This is a genomic window from Paracoccus litorisediminis (assembly GCF_009711205.1).
GTDB classification, from domain to species: Bacteria; Pseudomonadota; Alphaproteobacteria; order Rhodobacterales; family Rhodobacteraceae; genus Paracoccus; species Paracoccus litorisediminis.
In genome coordinates, this window is sequence record NZ_WMIG01000016.1 from 1 (window position 1) to 15,619 (window position 15,619).

The window sequence follows — 15,619 nt, forward strand, 5'->3', positions numbered from 1 at the left end:
CGGTGCCGACAGGCTAGGAAACGTGGTCATGCCACAAGGGTCAGACGTCGCGCACTACCCCGTCACTGACCCGGGCCGGGGCCGGTGACGGGGCCAGTTTAGCAGAGCGCAGATACAGAAGGGTCAGGACCCATTGATTTCAGCAGGTCGACACGATCTGCAGTTGCACCGGTTCGGTTCCGGTCTTGCGATAGCGATGCTCGGCAAGGAGACTGGATATGGCAGCGATGAGTTCAAGCGGGCCGCGGTTCGCATCTGGCTCACCATCGGCCTGACATCGCGTCAGGTTGCGTCCGATCTTTGGGTTGGACTGTCGACGCCTGGCAAATGGATCCGGGCGACTTATGCGCGAGAACGAACGGCTGCGCAAAGAGAACCGGGTATTCCGGGATTTGAGCCGGATCAGAAAACAGTCCAGGGAACTGTTTTCCCGGCGAAAGAGGGAAGTATTAAAAAAGGTGACTCAGTTCTTCGCGGCTCAAAAGCCGCGAGGTTTGAGTTTATTGCCACATATCGTGGCAGCCTTCCGCGCAGTCTCTTGTGGCGGTTGATGGGCGTGACAGACCGTGGGTTATGCGCTTGGCGGCATCGGCGGTCATCGCAACGCCAGCGACGAGACGTGGTGATCCTTGCTCATGTCCGCGACCAGCAATGCCTGAGCCTGAGCAGCTATGGCAGATCGCGCATGAAGGAGGAACTGAACGAACTGGGCTTGCGGGTGGGGCAACGTCGCATGGGCCGCCGAATGCGCCAGAACGGTATCTGGATTGTCCGCAGCCGCAAGTTCCAGCGCACCGGTGAGCGGGCCAGACCAGAAATGGGTCGGTGACATCACCGTCGCCATTGTCGCTTGGACCAATGACGCAACAGCGGCAACTCTGGGCGCGCGAGGACTGGGTCTATCTGGCAGCCATCACCGACCTGTTTTCAAGGCGTGTTATCGGACGGGCAATCAGCAGCCGGATAAAGCAGGACGTGGCGATCAGGGTGCTGAACATGGCAATCGCACTGCACGTGTCCGCCACTAGGTTGCATTCATATCACCGATCGCGGCTCGCAATACTGCGCTCACGAATACCAGGAGCTTCCGTGCAGCCATGGTTTCAAAGTGTCGGTGAGCGGCAAGGGTAATTGTTTTGACAACTGCGGCAGTCCAAAGCTTCTTCAACCCCCTGAAGGCCGGGCTGGTCTGGCGACGCGACTGGTACGACGTGATTTCGAGATCGCCCTCTTCGAATACATCAACGACTTCTACAACCCGCGCCGCAAACACTTGGCCTCGGGTTGGAAATCACCCGCGGCTTTCGGAGAAAAGGGCCGCATAACATGAGAATTTGGCCGGAAACGAAACCGGGATAGCTCCAATTTGGCCATCATTCTCCCATCCCATTCTCCGATTTTTGCGCAGAGGCTTCAGATGGGGGACTGTGACATTCTTGAACTGCCTATGTGAGACATTTGAGCTTTGTCGACACGCTCAACGAAGGGGCGAGAGGTTCAGCGCAGGGGTAGGGGCTTTGATCGCCGTATTGCTGCGCGCACAGCGTGCGTGGCCGTGGGGTTTCCGCGACGAACTTGTCCCATATGGCCTCCTTCCATTCCTTGGAAAGGACTGCGCCATCAGACTATGGGATCAAACACCTAGCAACCGTTCGTGCCTCGGAGCCCCGCTGGCCAATGGCCAGCGGGACGGAGGTTGGCAGCGAAGCGATCAGAAATGGACCGAACGCGCCATGCCGGGATTTTCCAGCGGTGGGGCGAATTTGGTCAACTCGATCCCTTCGACGGCGGCCTTGTATTCATCCGCACTGGGGGTGCGGCCAAGGATTGCCGAGAGAACCACGACAGGAGTCGAGGCGAGCAGGGATTCACCCTTCTTCTCGGCGGTGTCCTCAACGACACGGCCCTGGAACAGGCGGGTCGAGGTGGCCAGAACCGTATCGCCTTTTGCCGCTTTCTCCTGGTTGCCCATGCAGAGGTTGCAGCCGGGACGCTCGAGATAGAGGATGTTTTCGTACTCGGTGCGGGCCGCGTTCTTGGGCAGCAGGTCATCGAACTCGAAGCCCGAATATTTCTGCAGGATTTCCCAGTCACCCTCGGCCTTCAACTCGTCGATGATGTTGTAGGTCGGCGCGGCGACGACCAGCGGCGCCTTGAACTCGACCTTGCCCTGCGCTTTCTCAATCCGTTTCAGCATCTGCGCGACGATCTTGATGTCGCCTTTGTGCACCATGCAGGAGCCGACAAAGCCCAGATCGACCTTTTTCGTGCCACCGTAGTAGGAAACCGGGCGGATCGTGTCATGGGTGTAGCGCTTGGAGACATCGGCGTTGTTCACGTCGGGGTCCGCGATCATCGGCTCGTCGATCAGGTCCAGATCCACGACGACCTCGGCGAAGTATTTCGCGTTGGCATCGGGGGCCAGAGCGGGCTTTTCGCCCGAACGGATTTCCGCGATGCGCGCATTCGCCTTGGCGATCAGACCGGCCAGCGTGCCGGCGGCATTGTCCATGCCCTTGTCGATCATGATCTGGATGCGCGACTTGGCGATCTCCAGCGAGTCGATCAGGGTGTCGTCCTGCGAGATGCAGATCGACGCCTTGGCCTTCATCTCGGCGGTCCAGTCAGTGAAGGTGAAGGCTTGGTCGGCCAGCAGCGTGCCGATATGAACCTCGATCACGCGGCCTTGGAAGACGTTGTCGCCGCATTGCTTCAGCATCTGCGCCTGTGTCGCATGGACCACGTCGCGGAAGTCCATATGCGGCTGCATCGCGCCCTTGAAGGTCACTTTCACCGATTGCGGGATCGGCATGGTGGCCTCGCCCGTGGCCAGTGCCAGCGCAACCGTGCCCGAATCCGCGCCGAAGGCCACGCCTTTGGACATCCGGGTGTGGCTGTCGCCGCCGACGATGATCGCCCAGTCATCCACGGTGATGTCGTTCAGCACCTTGTGGATCACGTCCGTCATCGAATGATAGACGCCCTTCGGGTCGCGCGCCGTGATCACGCCGAAATTGTTCATGAACTTCATGAGTTTCGGAATGTTCGCTTGCGCCTTCTTGTCCCAGACCGAGGCGGTGTGGCAGCCCGACTGATAGGCCCCGTCAACGATCGGCGAGATGACGGTGGCCGCCATCGCCTCAAGCTCTTGTGCGGTCATCAGACCGGTCGTGTCCTGCGAGCCGACGATGTTGACGCGCACGCGCACATCCGAACCGGCATGCAGCGTCTTGCCGCCCAGAACGCCCACGGCGTTGCGGTTGAAGATCTTCTCGACCGCGGTCAGGCCCTGACCTTCGACCGAAAGTTCCTTGTTCGGGGCAAAGACCGGGGTCGGCTCAATGCCAAGGGTCTGGGCGGCGAAGGTCTGCAGCTTCTTGCCAAAGACGATGGCGTAGGAGCCACCGGCCTTCATGAACTCGACCTTCTGGGGGGTGAAGGCGGCAGCGATATCGACCAGTTCCTTGCCGGATTCGTCGCAAAGCTTCTTGTTCTTGGCGTCGATGGTCAGGACGGTGCCGGTCTCGACCGAGTATTTCTGTTCGAGGATCGGGTTGCCGTCATTGTTCAGGATCGGCTTGCCGTCTTCGTCGGTCTTCTTGACCCAGTTTTTCAGGTTCAGGCCGATGCCGCCGGTCACGTCGACCGTGGTGGCGAAAATCGGCGAGATGCCGTTGGTGCCCGCAACCACCGGCGCGATATTGACGAAGGGCACATAGGGGCTGGCCTGCTTGCCGGTCCAAAGCGCCACGTTGTTCACACCCGACATGCGCGATGAGCCGACGCCCATCGTGCCCTTCTCGGCGATCAGCATGACGCGCTTGTCAGGGTGCTGGGCCTGAAGCGCTTGAATCTCGGCCTGCGCCTCGGGCGAGATCATGCATTTGCCATGCAGCTCGCGGTCCGAACGCGAATGCGCTTGGTTGCCCGGCGAGAGCAGGTCGGTCGAGATGTCGCCTTCTGCGGCGATATAGGTCACGACCTTGACTTCGTCGTCGACCGCCGGGAGCTTGGTGAAGAACTCGGCCTTGGCATAGCTTTCAAGGACGTCAGTGGCGACGGAATTGCCGGCGTTATAAGCGTCGCCCAGACGAGCCATGTCGGCATCATAAAGGAAGACTTGGGTTTTCAGCACGTCGCCCGCCTGCGCGGCAATCGCGGCATCGCCACCAAGTGCCAGATCCAGCAGAACCTCGACCGACGGCCCGCCCTTCATGTGCGACAGCAGTTCAAAGGCGAATGCCGGAGTGATCTCGGCGACAGTCGCATCGCCCAGAATGATCCGTTTCAAGAGCTGTGCCTTGACGCCTGCCGCGCTGGTCGTGCCGGGCAGGGTATTGTAGATGAAGAATTGCAGGGAATCTTTGCGGTGCTCTCTTCCGGTGTCCTCGATCTGGGCGATCAGCTCGGCCACCAGTGCACCATCATCGATGGGCTTGGGATGCAGACCCTCACCTTTACGGGTTTCGATTTCGGTTAGGTAGTCGGTGTACAAGCTCATGACGATCCCTACGTAAAAGTGCCGGAAGAACTGACGCACAGGACCGCGTGATGGTCCGGTTAGCGGCGGCAGCTCAATTGTATGCGGCAGTATACCAATTCCGTTTTGGTCGCAAGCGGGTGCCCTTGTAGAACTAATCGATGTGAGGATTTGTCACGCGAACCCTGTGGGTTAGGAGCCCGGAAGGATTTCTGTTTGTTGATGAGCGACTTAAAGGCGGTCTGCTGAGGGTTCCGGATCGTGCGGCCTTGAGCGGGACTATCCCTGACGCATTTTTGTCAGCGGAATCGGACTGTAGCTCGCGCGTGAGGGGTTGGCAGCTTTTGCGGGGGCTGGAAAAGACTGCAGCATGTACCCGCAGGCGGTAGCTCGTGCCTCCGATCTGGGCGCTTCCCGTTCAAGCATGGCCTCCGCCGACGATACCGCAGGTTAGCCACCACATCATTGCGGTGCGTGACCACCGAAAAGCTGGCCCGTTCGTCCAGCGCCGCCTCGGCGATGCGAACCTTCTCAGCCGTGCTCCATGGATATGCGCAAGTGTCCGATCAGAACGGGTGGCGTAGCCCCGGAAGCTCAGCCTTAGTTCTACCGGTTGAGGCGCTAAGGGGGCGCTTATTGTTCTCGCTACGAATGCCCGCCTGACACAATTGAACGAACAAAGCCCGCAGCAGGAATGTTGCAAAGGTCTCTTGCGCCCGCCACATGATGTGCGATAAAGCCAAGCGCAGCAATACTTTGCCCGAGTGGCGGAATGGTAGACGCAGCGGATTCAAAATCCGCCGTAGCAATACATGTCGGTTCGAGTCCGACCTCGGGTACCATATCGCAAGCAAACACGCAGATGGAAATCTGCATGGCGCGTCGCAAGTCGCGCCTTTTGCATTCCGACCGAACCCGCGACAATCCGACCGCAGGCACCCGTATCCAGACGGACCCAGTCGTATCAGACAGTGAGACCCGAATGCAGAACGGCGAAAATTCAGGGGCTTCCGGGGTGGTGACCGCAGCACGGCTCTCGGTCGCGCCCATGATGGATTGTGGCGACAAGTAAAAAAATGAGCCATTGCACTTGGTTAGCAATGGCTCAATTAGCGTAAGCAAATTGTAAGCAATATTCTCAGCGTGATAGTGCCTTTGCTTCCTTGCGTGCCGCCGACGCTTTTGCGTCGATGAACTGGGCAAGATCAGTCAGATGGACCATCCTGGCGCCTTTCTGGCTGCTCTCCATTCGGACTAAAGGCAGCGCGATTTCGCCGCTTGCTATCTTCCGCAGGAAGACGGGCAGGGTCAGGGGTGCAAAGAAGTCGCGGCAAACTACATCGGCGCCGATCATAGCGCGCCCCTCGTACTGGGCCATGAGCAGCCAGATCGTACTGATGCCCTGATTCCCCATCAAGCAGCCCTCCTAATCTCTTCCGCGCAGGCCTTTGCCAGAGCGTCGCGGCATTCTGCGCAGCAATCGATCATCTCCGACCCGAAGGAATCGGTTTCGCCCAGGATGCGAGCGATGGCCGGACGGTCGGGGTGATCGTCGCACATTGTGCCGGGCGGAACGGGAGGGCGCGCGCCGGGCAGGGTGCTGATGGGTCCGGTAACATCAGCCATGACGCACCTTCGGCATCTCGTCCCAGGTGCGACCGTCCAGCAGGCGGCCAGCGGCCTTCTTGCCCACCTTCCGCATTGACCAACCGGCGCCGCCTTTGTCGTTGGCGTTGCCGGATCCAAAGGTTCCGTCCGGCCAGTAAGTGATATCGCCCGCCTGGAGGGGCAAAAGTTTTTCGGCCCATGCCCACTCACCCCATTGCTTGAAATGGAACGTCGCTCCCGCTGCCTGACACTGGTCGCGGAGCGACCGCGCCCAACCCGGGTGCATCGGCCGGGCTTCGGGCCCGCTTTCGCCGCCGACGATCACAAGATGGATCATCCCGCAGAGATCGACATAGGTTCGGTCACGATCAGTGAAACCCGGTCCATCCCAACTGCCGGCAGGCATCCAAAGCTTTCCGCGCAACGCGTCCTGATAGGTTGGCGCATTGCCTATGACCTCACCATAGGGCAGCGACGTCAGGTCGACCGGCGCAAGCAGCGGCTCCATGCTGAGGAACCGCACCTTGGCCGCAACCGCCAGCAACTTGGGAATATCGCGGTCGGCTTCGGCCTGGTTGACCACGGTGCAGCCCAGCCAGACATTCGAATAGAGCCGGTCGAAGTCGAACGGCACCGGCAGCATGTCGGCGATGTTGCCCGGCCGCTTGGTCAGCAGCATCCAGTCCAGATTCGGCGTTGCCTCGATAAGCCGCCAGAGGTCGGCCCGCCATTCTGGCAGGATCGAGGGATGATTGTCGAAAACGTCCGCGAGGCTGGCGCAGAACACGCGGTGCCGTTCGCCAGCTTTGGCAGCGGCCCGGTTCCAAGACAGCGGTTTACGCCAGTTTGCCGCGCTAGTCCGCGTCCGGGCGGAGTGCGTTCCCCAGCGGGTTTCGCTCTGCTGGAGCCCACGTGCATCCCATGCCTCGGCATAGCAATGGTCGCAGCCCGGTCCGACCTTCTGGCATCCGATCCACGGATTGAAGGTGTGGTGGGTCCATTCGATGTTACTGTTCTCAGCCATGGTGCGCCCCGCGGCTAAGCTCGGCATCGCGCAGCGTAGTGGCCTGATCGATCACATTGTCCGGCCACCCAAACTGCGGGTTCTGCAGCACAAGTCGCCAATCCAATGAACCCGAGGCGGGCATCGGCGACACTCTGGCTGGCGATAACCAGCTGGGGCTATCGCATTCGAAACCCTGCCACGCGACATAGGGACTAATATGGTGTGTAATGGGGCGGTCATTCATACCTCGCGTCCCTCTCTGCGCATTAGCATCGAGAAGAACTCGCGCCGTGCCGTTGCCTTGGGCTTGCCTTCCTGTTCTGCCAGCCGATCTGCTGCTTCGATAACGAGCCATGGGCGCTTGGCCCGCAGCACGTCGAGATAGAAGCCCCGATCACGGGAGTTCTCTGCGCACGCGGCCAGCCAAGGTGTGAGAAGGGTGTCGGTGAAATTCGCAACTGCCTCGGGATCATATTCCATCAGGGCAGCTAGACCGTTCGTCACAGCCTCGTGGTGGCCCGACTGGATGAGGTTTCGGATCAACCCGACGGCAAAGACCTGGCCAGCCCGCTTGTCATTCTTGGAGACGTTGTTGCGCGTCATCAATTCGCAGCCCGCAGCCGAAAGGGCATCGCGGCAAGCGACGGCCCATTCTTCGCCCGCAGTAAGCGCTGCGCGATAGACGACATGACCACTGACGCGGATCTGGCGGGTGTTGATCTCGATGAAGGCCAGCGCCTGTTCGTCAGGCGCAACAAGGGCCACCATGGCGGGGATCGCCTCGATTCCGCACAGGGCGGCGGCATGGGCGCGGTGCTGTCCGTCAATCACGGCGTAGTGCCCGCCCTCCACCGGCGCAACCAACACGGGCGAAAACCGTGACCAGCGGAATTCCCGCGCGATGCGCTTGATCGAGGCCCAGTTGTTCGTGCTGAGCGGACGTTGATAGCGGTCATCGATGACCAAGTCGCCGATCTTGACCCACATCAGCTGGGGCGCAGGTTGCGGGGTAAGTTCAAGCATTTCCATGCCTGCGACATCTATAGCGCGCAGGTCGGGGCGGATTGTTACGTTCATGAGAAGCGAACCCCCGTGATCCGTTCTGCGCCGGGGGCGTCAGCATCGCAGAAAACCCAAGTTTCTTCGTCAGACCCGTTCTGTATCCACATGGCCTGCACGGTGAAGTTATCGAGGTCGAGTTCGGTCTCCACGAAACCCTCATAGTAGGCCGCAGCGTCCGTGATGCGTTCGCGGGTGATGGTCGCTGGCGGCACATCCCCCCAGGCAAAACAAGCCCAGGGCTGGCCGTTGTCGTCAGTGAAGAATTCAAAGCGATGCGCCGTGTTCATGCGACTTCTCCAAACTTTTGGAATTCATTGCCCCAATTCGACCAGCCGGGGCGGCGCTGGCGGCTGAACAGTTCCAGCCGGCGGGCGTCAGGCATCAGCTTTTCAGCAGCTGCGAATGCTTCATCGGGCTTGCGGGAATGCTCGCGCAGCGGCCCCTCGATCACCGATCGGACAGAGCGGGTGGTCTTTGGCGCACCACGGGTGCCGATCAGGAAGGGCTCGCCCGCGCAACGCAGGATGTAACCGGTCCCGAAAGCCAGCTTGCCGCGCTTGGTTCGCTTGGCCCAATGCCCCGCGGTCTTGAAAGCGAAGCCCCATGCCTCGAGGACGTGGATCCCTTCACGCAGCATCGGGTTGGTGGCCCAGAGCCACAGGACAGCGTGATCAGCTGCCAGAACGCTGACCGGCATGGCCGCGATGACGGCAAGATCCATGCCGCCGTACTGCGCCTTGGCGTTCTTCTCTTCGCCCCGATCTGAGTAGTTGTCGAACGACCACGGCGGATCCGCCATGATCAGGTCGAAGCCACCGGCGGGACGCAGGTCATAGAAGGCTTGGATCAGCCCGGCCGTATTAGGAAAAGGCCCCCGGTCCGAGCAGAGACCGGGGGCAGTCATGCCCGGCAGGACAAGCGACTGTCTGGCGGGCGAATGGGTCATGAGAAAAGGACCGCGAGCATCGATCCAGCGGCGGCGATCACCATCAGAGCCAGGCACATTCCGGCACCGATAAGGATGGTCACCAGCCGATTCAGGACGCGCTTCTGGCGTGTCGTAAGGACGAGCACGTCCATTCCTTCGTCTGGCGACATGTCGTCGGCCGAGAGGTGGAAATCAGCTGCGGCGCGGCCCGAGGCGAAAGGGTGACGGTCCTGGTGCTCGCTGTTCAGTCGCGTCATCGCTTGTTCCCCCGGCCGGTTGCCGGGCGACGGCGCTGGATCACGGTGAAACCAAACGCGCTGGCCGCGACCTTGAAGGCCAGCAGTCGGACGCTGGCCGGGACAGCTGCTGCTTGCTCGGGATTGGCGATGATGTCGCGCGCGGCCTTGATCGCGACCTGGTCGAGAGGAAGGGAAGGGGTTCGCATGACGCGCTCCATCCAGTGCGTTTCGGATGGAAACAAAAATGAATGTCAGGAATATTCCTGTCAATCCTTAAAATTCTTGTTAGGAATTTTCATACTGCGACATCAGTCGGTGTGGGCGCGGGTCTGCATTGCCGAGATGCTGGGATTTCGGGCTGAGTTTACTGCTTGCTTTGGAGATCGCATTGGAAAACGTTGATAGGTTTGCCAAACTGTTGGCATCAATGACCGACCAGGAATTTGATCGATTGATTACTCTTTTGCTGAGCTCGGACCAGCTATCATCGCAGCCATGTCAAGCCAGCCTTGCTGGCGATCCGGAGGAAGGCCGCGAAATGCTTCGATCAGCGCCCGCTCGGCTGTTGTCCGATCGTCGGAAAGCAGGTCAGTAATCTCCACCTCGAGGGCGGTGGAGAGCTTGCGAAGGATGCGCAGCGTCACCCCATCGAAGCCGTTCTCGATCTTTGAGATCATCGACTGCTCGACTTTAGCCATTTCGGCCAGCTCTGCTTGACTGAGGCCGCGGTCGCGGCGAATGCGCTGAAGGTTCATGGGCGCATGATCCTTCTGTCCGCAAGGATAATCAAACCAGCCTCAGGAATAAAATGCTTGACGGGAATATTCCTGACAATCATATAATTTGGTATGGTCACACTCGATATCCATCTCCTGCAGTCTGGCGAGAAGCAGGCAGACTTCGCCCAGCGGGTTCAGGTCCGCCAAGGGACGATTTCGAAGCTGTGTCGGCGCCAGATGACTCCAAGTCTCAGGCTCGCGCAAAGAATTGAGCGAGCGACGGGTGGAAAAGTCCCTGTGTCGGTCTGGGTGTCGAGTGAAGCCATTGTTGCCGAACGTCCGGATATTCCGGCCCCAACCATCGAGCATCCCCATGTCCCAACCTCTTAATACCCCTGACTCGCGTCAGGCTGCCTCGGCACGAATTCAAATGTCCCGTGACAGGATTTTTGACGGTCGTGCCCGCACGGCTGCGGCAGCGCGCCGTGCCCATACCAGCCATGGCCCGGATCGCGACGCGTTCATGCGTCGTTGGTCGCTGCTGATGATCGCCAGCTTCGGGTCGCGCGAAGAGTGCGCTGTCCATTTCGGTGTGGCCTTTCAGACCGCCTGCAACTGGTTCGATGCGATCAACCGTCCCTATGGCGATGTCGTCGCCCATGCGGTCGAAACGCTGCCCCGATATTTCGAGATCATGCAGGTACGGTGATGGAATACGGGCTTTCAGGTTGCCCGGGGCGGGGATGGAGGAGGGGGCGCAGCACCTGTCCTCACGGAACCCGTCACGATCCTTGTTCGCCTCGGGCGGGAATGACCGGGATCGTGGAACCTGCGGCTGGCCCGGCCGAGAGCTGCTTCGGTAGCGGGGCGAAAATTTCATCAGCCTCATTCCTCCTCCCTAGAGGCTGATGAAGAGGGCGCGGCGGGCCCACCACGCCGCCGCGCCCATCCATTTCAACCAAGGGATCACAGCATGAATGTTCTGACTGAATATCGCGATGTGCACGCCATGCCGGTGAGTGGGGTGGTTTCGGTCCGCGCACGCTTTTCAATGCTCGCCGTCGCCTATGGCGCCAAAGCCGCTACCGTCGCTCCGGAGGCGATCGACCAGGCTGGTGCGTTGGTTTTTCAGACCTTCGGCCCCGATCACGACCTGACGCGCGAGATGGAGCACTTCATCGACACCGTCACCGAAGGCAATGGCCGTCCAGAACTTTGGAACGATGCCGGGGATCGATTGCTTCGCGCTGTCCATCGCACGACCTGGTGCGGCGCGCCGGCGAGGGTCGATGTCGATGGCTGAAGCGGCGCGCCTATCAGTCTACGATCAAACCCTGATCGCCGCCCTTGAGGTGCTGTCGCGTCCAGTGCTGGTCGACAGGTCCTATCTGGACGATGTGGTCGCGATTCTGCGCGATGTCGTGCGTTACGCCTCGCGCGAACAAGTTCGGCTGATGCCGTTGATCCAGGCCGCTGAGCAATTCCTGACCTACCGCCCCTTGCATCCTGGATATTACGGCGGTCTGCACGACCGAGCCTGTAAGGAGATGAACGCCTGGGACCGGCAGCGACTGGCTGATGGTTGGGATGCCATTCGAGGGCGTGCAGCATGAGTGTTGGCCTCACCTCGATCCAACGCATGGTTGTTGGGCATCTGGATAGCCTTGAACCCGCGTTTGGTCCCAAAGCAGATGTGACCATCGTCGAGGAGCTGTGCCGCGGCACCTCGATCTCGGCCATCGCCAAGCAGATTGGATGCTCCGCAGATGATGTGGTCGCACGTTGGCAGCAGATGCTGTTTCCCGCCATCACCACGGATCACGGCGCGCTGACGATCGATGGACGGCGTGACCTGATCATCGCGGTCCGGGCGCGAGAACAGCAAGTTATGCAGCCGTGGCAGGAGGCTAGTCTTTGATGATCGGCCTCTCCAGCTTGGTTATCAGATACTCAAGTGCCATCAGCTCGCGCGCGATGTCCTTGTCGGTCGGATCGCCCTCATCGCTAGCACTTTGCAAATGCCGCATGAACGACCTCTCTCGTTCAGCGGCATCGCGCATATCCTCGACGACAATTTCCCGCGTGCCTGGAAACATGTATTCAAGCGTGTCCACCAGCGTAAGGACTGCAATCTCCAGAGCGCTGGTCGCGCGTCTGTTGCGATGGTGCAGACCATTTAATGTGTCGAGGTCGTCAGCCATTTCCGCGGCTGCTTTGTCGCTCGCTTTCTCATCCATCCCGTCACGTCCTTTTTGTTGGCATAGGGTGGGTGCATCGTGAACCATGATCACCGTTTGACCGAGGCAAAAGCTCTGTTGATGGCAGATGTCGTTGCGCGGCTGGAACTGGCCGGGTTGGTCCGCGCCGGCGGTGAGCTGGTCGGGCCATGCCCGCAATGCGGTGGGCGGGACCGGTTCGGCATCAACCTGCAGACGGGGCAATTCCTGTGCCGCAAGGAATGTGGGCCGATCGCCAAGGGTGATCAGATCGCCTTGGTGCAGCATGTCATGGGTATGGATTTCCGGGCCGCACTGGAATGGCTGTGTGGCCCGGCCGAGGGCCTGACAGAGGCCGAGCGTATCGAGCGCCAGCGCAAGGCCGAGGACAATCGGCGCAGGCAAGACGGTATATCGCGTCAGCGGCGCGAGGATTCTATCCGCGCGGCACGCGAGATCTGGTTTGCCGCGCGCTCGGCCGAGGGCACTGCCGTTCGCCAATACCTGACTTTACGCGGAATCAGCCCGGACCTGTTCCCAACGCTGCCACAAACTGTCCGTTTCGACCCAACCGCCCGCTATACGATCCCTGCGGATCGTCCCGGCCAGTGGGATGTAATCCATGTTGGTCCCGCCATGATCTGCGCGGTGGTCGATGCCGCGGGTCGGGTCACAGCTGTCCACCGTACCTGGCTGGATCTGGACCAGCCCAAGGGCAAGCTGATCCTGCCGGACCCCCGCCAGAAGGGCGAGACCTTGCCGGCCAAGAAGGTGCTGGGATCGAAGAAGGGCGGTGCAATCCGCTTCATTACCCCCAGAGGCTGCGACACCATGATCATGGCCGAGGGGGTCGAGACGACCCTTTCCGCCCTGATCGCGGATGCGGCTCCGCAGGCCACCGCCTATTGGTGCGGCGTTGATCTGGGCAACATGGCCGGCCGCATGCAGCGTGGCCCCGGCCTGAAATTCGCCGGTCTTCCCGACCTGGACGATTCCGAAGCATGGCTGCCGCCCGAATGGGTCCGGCACCTGATCTTCGTCAAGGACGGCGACAGCGACCCCAAGCTGACGACCGCCAAGCTCAAGGCCGGCCTGCGCCGCGCCATGATCAAGCGACCCCGTTTGCGCGGGTCGATCGTCCATGCCGGGGAGGGCAGGGACCTCAACGATATCCTGATGGGACAGAAAGATGAGTAACGCGATTGAGGATTCTGCGCACCTCAAGACCCTTCTAAAGGCTGCCCGTGTCGCGCATCAGAGACTGGTATTCGCCGGCGACCACGCCAACGACCTCGGGTTGGCAAGCCGCGCATCGGCGGACTATGCCGCAGCCGAAAAGCTCGGGCAGGCCATTGCTCGCTTCGAAAGTTCCAAACCATGACCGATGATCGCGATGATAATGCCGTCGGGCAGGTCCGGGCGGTGATGCAGAATGCCGAGGATGTCGATCTGCCCGAGGGCATGGGTGATTTTCCCGATGACGATCCGGGCATCCCGGATGACTATGTTCCCCCGCCGCCCCCTCCCGAGGATCGCGGGCCCGACGATGACGAGCCCGAGCATCCGGTTTCGCAGGCATCACGACAGCCGCTGAACGACATCGGCAATGGGCACCGGTTCCGCATCCATTTTGGCGAGAACATCTTGTTCGTCTCGCAGGTCGGATGGTTCGTTTGGGACGGCGCGCGCTGGAAACGGGATCCAGAAATCAGCCGCGACTGTTCGCCCCTGATCCGGGGCAGGGCGCATGGCATGACTGACTTGATCGAACAGGAGGTCGATTTCCTGCAACCGTCCAAGCGCGATCGGCAGCTGCTGATCGAGGAGCGAAAGTTGCGGACCCGTCGCATTGAGATCGAGGCCATCGCCGACTTTGCCGGCAATGAAGAGCTGATATCCGAGTTGGGCGAGATCGGCGCAAGGCTGCGAGCGATCGATGGCGCGCTGAAGACGCATAAAAGCCTGATCGGGCGCCGCATGACCCACGCCAAGAACGCTGGCAACAGTGGCCCCATGTCCAACATGATTGCCGAGGCCCGCGTGATGCTGGCCCATGCGGTCGATGAGATGGACAAGGGCGATCTGGACGTGAACACGCTGTCGGGCGTGCTGCGTTTCACGCGCGTCGCCGGCGATCCCGCAAATGGCATGTCGCCGATGGCCGATGTCGAACTGGTCGCGCATGATCGAGGCCAGCTGCTGACCAAGGTCATGCAAGTGGTGTATGACCCGGATGCGAAATGTCCGCGGTTCGATGAATTCCTGAGCCAGATCCAGCCCAATATCGAGATGCGCAGATTCCTGCAGCGCTGGTTCGGCCTGTCCATGTCCGGTCTTGATATCCAGAAGCTGGCCTTCTTTCACGGCGGCGGCGCCAACGGCAAATCCGTCTTGGTCGATCTGATGGCGCAGATGATGGGCGACTATTCCGCCACCGCCAAGATTGAGAGTCTGACCGGCAAGAACAAGAAGAGCGGCTCGGACTCCCAGCCGGACCTGATCCCGCTGATCGGGGCGCGGCTGGTGCGCACCTCAGAACCAGAAGAGGGTGAGCGCCTGCAGGAGGGTCTGGTCAAGGCCCTGACCGGTGGCGAACCAATGATGGTCCGTGCGCTCTATACCGATATGATCACCTTCCAGCCGATCTTCAAACTGACCATCTCAGGCAACCACCTGCCGGATATCCGCGGCGGTGATGACGGGATCTGGCGCCGACTGATGCTGGTCACCTTCCCGGTCCAGATCGCGGAGAAGAAGCGGATCCCGAAAAAGGAACTGGACGATCTGCTGTGGCAGGAACGCTCCGGGATCCTCAACTGGCTGGTGCAGGGCCTGCTGGATTATCTGGAGGGCGGGCTGCGCGAGCCGGAAGAGGTCTCTGCGGCCACCGATGGCTATCGCAAAGACAGTGACCCGATCGGCACCTTCTTGGCGGATGCGACGGTCGTCACAGGCTACGAGCGCGACTTCATGACCGGCAAGGAACTGAACGAGGCGTTCAACTTCTGGATCGAGGAGCGTGGCGAGTCCCGATGGGGTCTTCGCACCGTATCTTTGCGAATGAAGGCGAAAGCGGATAGCTTCCGCCATCCCGACACGCAGAAGACCTTCGCGCATGGAAAGAGCGGGGTCACCGGCTATCGGGGCATCCGCCTCTCCGAGGAGTTCGCAGCCCGACAGCGCGCGGCCGAGGCTCAGAACAGCCAGAGCGGTTGGGTGCCGCGATGACCCCGCACCCCAATCACCCTCATCAATCGATCTGGCGGGCCTACGGGCCCGTCACGCGTATCTGGGCCATGGGTTCGATGTTGGGCCTGACGGGCGTGAGACGCCCAAGGGGTGGGCTTGAGACTTCTCCGGG

At 60.7% G+C, this 15,619-nt stretch carries 18 protein-coding genes, 1 tRNA gene and 1 pseudogene; 10 read left to right on the forward strand and 10 right to left on the reverse strand.

Annotated features, from left to right (window positions below):
• Positions 1 to 196 precede the first annotated feature (196 nt).
• Positions 197 to 1,330: pseudogene (locus GL300_RS19530) on the forward strand (IS3 family transposase).
• 381 nt (positions 1,331 to 1,711) lie between these two features.
• On the opposite strand, the gene GL300_RS19535 reads toward GL300_RS19530, so the two are convergent.
• Positions 1,712 to 4,501: a bifunctional aconitate hydratase 2/2-methylisocitrate dehydratase gene (locus tag GL300_RS19535; protein ID WP_155041376.1), complete on the reverse strand. Its 2,790-nt coding sequence runs from the start codon at positions 4,499 to 4,501 to the stop codon at positions 1,712 to 1,714.
• A gap of 737 nt (positions 4,502 to 5,238) precedes the next feature.
• On the opposite strand from GL300_RS19535, the gene GL300_RS19540 reads away from it, so the two are divergent.
• Positions 5,239 to 5,322 (forward strand) — tRNA-Leu (locus GL300_RS19540).
• Positions 5,323 to 5,618: 296 nt separating this feature from the next.
• On the opposite strand, the gene GL300_RS19545 is transcribed toward GL300_RS19540, so the two are convergent.
• The 8 genes from GL300_RS19545 to GL300_RS19580 all read right to left on the reverse strand — a co-directional run bounded on the left by GL300_RS19545 (position 5,619) and on the right by GL300_RS19580 (position 10,078).
• On the reverse strand, positions 5,619 to 5,894 hold the full coding sequence (locus GL300_RS19545) for a pyocin activator PrtN family protein (RefSeq protein ID WP_155041469.1): 276 nt from the start codon (positions 5,892 to 5,894) through the stop codon (positions 5,619 to 5,621).
• 204 nt (positions 5,895 to 6,098) lie between these two features.
• Positions 6,099 to 7,112, reverse strand: coding sequence for a phage Gp37/Gp68 family protein (locus GL300_RS19550; RefSeq protein ID WP_155041377.1), 1,014 nt, complete (start codon positions 7,110 to 7,112; stop codon positions 6,099 to 6,101).
• Positions 7,113 to 7,334: 222 nt separating this feature from the next.
• Complete coding sequence (locus GL300_RS19555) at positions 7,335 to 8,123, reverse strand: ParB N-terminal domain-containing protein (protein ID WP_170297735.1); 789 nt, start codon at positions 8,121 to 8,123, stop codon at positions 7,335 to 7,337.
• Between the two features lie 44 nt (positions 8,124 to 8,167).
• Positions 8,168 to 8,443, reverse strand: a complete 276-nt coding sequence (locus tag GL300_RS19560) for a hypothetical protein (RefSeq protein ID WP_155041379.1) — start codon at positions 8,441 to 8,443, stop codon at positions 8,168 to 8,170.
• Positions 8,440 to 9,102 carry an MT-A70 family methyltransferase gene (locus GL300_RS19565; protein WP_246195261.1) on the reverse strand — a complete coding sequence of 221 codons (663 nt, stop codon included), beginning with the start codon at positions 9,100 to 9,102 and terminating at the stop codon, positions 8,440 to 8,442. Before GL300_RS19565 ends, GL300_RS19560 begins: the two co-directional genes overlap by 4 nt.
• Entirely contained in the window at positions 9,099 to 9,341 is a 243-nt protein-coding gene (locus GL300_RS19570; protein ID WP_155041380.1) for a hypothetical protein, read from the reverse strand. The genes GL300_RS19565 and GL300_RS19570 overlap by 4 nt, the downstream gene beginning before the upstream one ends.
• Positions 9,338 to 9,529 carry a hypothetical protein gene (locus GL300_RS19575; protein ID WP_155041381.1) on the reverse strand — a complete coding sequence of 64 codons (192 nt, stop codon included), beginning with the start codon at positions 9,527 to 9,529 and terminating at the stop codon, positions 9,338 to 9,340. The genes GL300_RS19570 and GL300_RS19575 overlap by 4 nt, the downstream gene beginning before the upstream one ends.
• Positions 9,530 to 9,778: 249 nt before the next feature.
• Entirely contained in the window at positions 9,779 to 10,078 is a 300-nt protein-coding gene (locus GL300_RS19580; protein ID WP_155041382.1) for a helix-turn-helix domain-containing protein, read from the reverse strand.
• 93 nt (positions 10,079 to 10,171) lie between these two features.
• On the opposite strand from GL300_RS19580, the gene GL300_RS27485 reads away from it, so the two are divergent.
• From GL300_RS27485 to GL300_RS19605, 5 genes are all read left to right on the forward strand, one after another.
• Entirely contained in the window at positions 10,172 to 10,432 is a 261-nt protein-coding gene (locus GL300_RS27485; RefSeq protein WP_155041383.1) for a helix-turn-helix domain-containing protein, read from the forward strand.
• A gap of 40 nt (positions 10,433 to 10,472) precedes the next feature.
• A complete protein-coding gene (locus tag GL300_RS19590) occupies positions 10,473 to 10,751 on the forward strand; it encodes a hypothetical protein (protein WP_155041384.1) in 279 nt (92 codons plus the stop codon).
• A gap of 264 nt (positions 10,752 to 11,015) precedes the next feature.
• Positions 11,016 to 11,345 carry a hypothetical protein gene (locus GL300_RS19595; RefSeq protein ID WP_155041385.1) on the forward strand — a complete coding sequence of 110 codons (330 nt, stop codon included), beginning with the start codon at positions 11,016 to 11,018 and terminating at the stop codon, positions 11,343 to 11,345.
• Entirely contained in the window at positions 11,332 to 11,655 is a 324-nt protein-coding gene (locus tag GL300_RS19600) for a hypothetical protein (protein WP_246195262.1), read from the forward strand. The genes GL300_RS19595 and GL300_RS19600 overlap by 14 nt, the downstream gene beginning before the upstream one ends.
• Complete coding sequence (locus tag GL300_RS19605) at positions 11,652 to 11,960, forward strand: hypothetical protein (protein WP_155041386.1); 309 nt, start codon at positions 11,652 to 11,654, stop codon at positions 11,958 to 11,960. Before GL300_RS19600 ends, GL300_RS19605 begins: the two co-directional genes overlap by 4 nt.
• On the opposite strand, the gene GL300_RS19610 is transcribed toward GL300_RS19605, so the two are convergent.
• Positions 11,950 to 12,279 carry a hypothetical protein gene (locus tag GL300_RS19610; RefSeq protein WP_155041387.1) on the reverse strand — a complete coding sequence of 110 codons (330 nt, stop codon included), beginning with the start codon at positions 12,277 to 12,279 and terminating at the stop codon, positions 11,950 to 11,952. The genes GL300_RS19605 and GL300_RS19610 overlap by 11 nt on opposite strands.
• Before the next feature lie 81 nt (positions 12,280 to 12,360).
• Between GL300_RS19610 and GL300_RS19615 the strand changes: the two genes are divergently transcribed.
• Genes GL300_RS19615 through GL300_RS19625 form a run of 3 tightly spaced genes read left to right on the forward strand, consistent with a single transcriptional unit; the run spans position 12,361 to position 15,486 of the window.
• Positions 12,361 to 13,455 carry a DUF7146 domain-containing protein gene (locus GL300_RS19615; RefSeq protein ID WP_155041388.1) on the forward strand — a complete coding sequence of 365 codons (1,095 nt, stop codon included), beginning with the start codon at positions 12,361 to 12,363 and terminating at the stop codon, positions 13,453 to 13,455.
• Positions 13,448 to 13,639 carry a hypothetical protein gene (locus tag GL300_RS19620; RefSeq protein WP_155041389.1) on the forward strand — a complete coding sequence of 64 codons (192 nt, stop codon included), beginning with the start codon at positions 13,448 to 13,450 and terminating at the stop codon, positions 13,637 to 13,639. Before GL300_RS19615 ends, GL300_RS19620 begins: the two co-directional genes overlap by 8 nt.
• Positions 13,636 to 15,486, forward strand: coding sequence for a DNA primase family protein (locus GL300_RS19625; RefSeq protein WP_155041390.1), 1,851 nt, complete (start codon positions 13,636 to 13,638; stop codon positions 15,484 to 15,486). The genes GL300_RS19620 and GL300_RS19625 overlap by 4 nt, the downstream gene beginning before the upstream one ends.
• Positions 15,487 to 15,619 lie beyond the last annotated feature (133 nt).

What these genes read in the sequence shown, in the direction of transcription:
- GL300_RS19575 (WP_155041381.1), bottom strand. Translation starts at nt 9,529, where the DNA reads ATGCGAACCCCTTCCCTTCCTCTCGACCAGGTCGCGATCAAGGCCGCG.
- GL300_RS19615 (WP_155041388.1), top strand. Translation starts at nt 12,361, where the DNA reads ATGGCAGATGTCGTTGCGCGGCTGGAACTGGCCGGGTTGGTCCGCGCC.
- GL300_RS19535 (WP_155041376.1), bottom strand. Translation starts at nt 4,501, where the DNA reads ATGAGCTTGTACACCGACTACCTAACCGAAATCGAAACCCGTAAAGGT.
- GL300_RS19550 (WP_155041377.1), bottom strand. Translation starts at nt 7,112, where the DNA reads ATGGCTGAGAACAGTAACATCGAATGGACCCACCACACCTTCAATCCG.
- GL300_RS19600 (WP_246195262.1), top strand. Translation starts at nt 11,332, where the DNA reads ATGTCGATGGCTGAAGCGGCGCGCCTATCAGTCTACGATCAAACCCTG.
- GL300_RS19580 (WP_155041382.1), bottom strand. Translation starts at nt 10,078, where the DNA reads ATGAACCTTCAGCGCATTCGCCGCGACCGCGGCCTCAGTCAAGCAGAG.
- GL300_RS19565 (WP_246195261.1), bottom strand. Translation starts at nt 9,102, where the DNA reads ATGACCCATTCGCCCGCCAGACAGTCGCTTGTCCTGCCGGGCATGACT.
- GL300_RS19610 (WP_155041387.1), bottom strand. Translation starts at nt 12,279, where the DNA reads ATGGATGAGAAAGCGAGCGACAAAGCAGCCGCGGAAATGGCTGACGAC.
- GL300_RS19620 (WP_155041389.1), top strand. Translation starts at nt 13,448, where the DNA reads ATGAGTAACGCGATTGAGGATTCTGCGCACCTCAAGACCCTTCTAAAG.
- GL300_RS27485 (WP_155041383.1), top strand. Translation starts at nt 10,172, where the DNA reads ATGGTCACACTCGATATCCATCTCCTGCAGTCTGGCGAGAAGCAGGCA.
- GL300_RS19605 (WP_155041386.1), top strand. Translation starts at nt 11,652, where the DNA reads ATGAGTGTTGGCCTCACCTCGATCCAACGCATGGTTGTTGGGCATCTG.
- GL300_RS19555 (WP_170297735.1), bottom strand. Translation starts at nt 8,123, where the DNA reads ATGGAAATGCTTGAACTTACCCCGCAACCTGCGCCCCAGCTGATGTGG.
- GL300_RS19625 (WP_155041390.1), top strand. Translation starts at nt 13,636, where the DNA reads ATGACCGATGATCGCGATGATAATGCCGTCGGGCAGGTCCGGGCGGTG.
- GL300_RS19570 (WP_155041380.1), bottom strand. Translation starts at nt 9,341, where the DNA reads ATGACGCGACTGAACAGCGAGCACCAGGACCGTCACCCTTTCGCCTCG.
- GL300_RS19545 (WP_155041469.1), bottom strand. Translation starts at nt 5,894, where the DNA reads ATGGGGAATCAGGGCATCAGTACGATCTGGCTGCTCATGGCCCAGTAC.
- GL300_RS19595 (WP_155041385.1), top strand. Translation starts at nt 11,016, where the DNA reads ATGAATGTTCTGACTGAATATCGCGATGTGCACGCCATGCCGGTGAGT.
- GL300_RS19560 (WP_155041379.1), bottom strand. Translation starts at nt 8,443, where the DNA reads ATGAACACGGCGCATCGCTTTGAATTCTTCACTGACGACAACGGCCAG.
- GL300_RS19590 (WP_155041384.1), top strand. Translation starts at nt 10,473, where the DNA reads ATGTCCCGTGACAGGATTTTTGACGGTCGTGCCCGCACGGCTGCGGCA.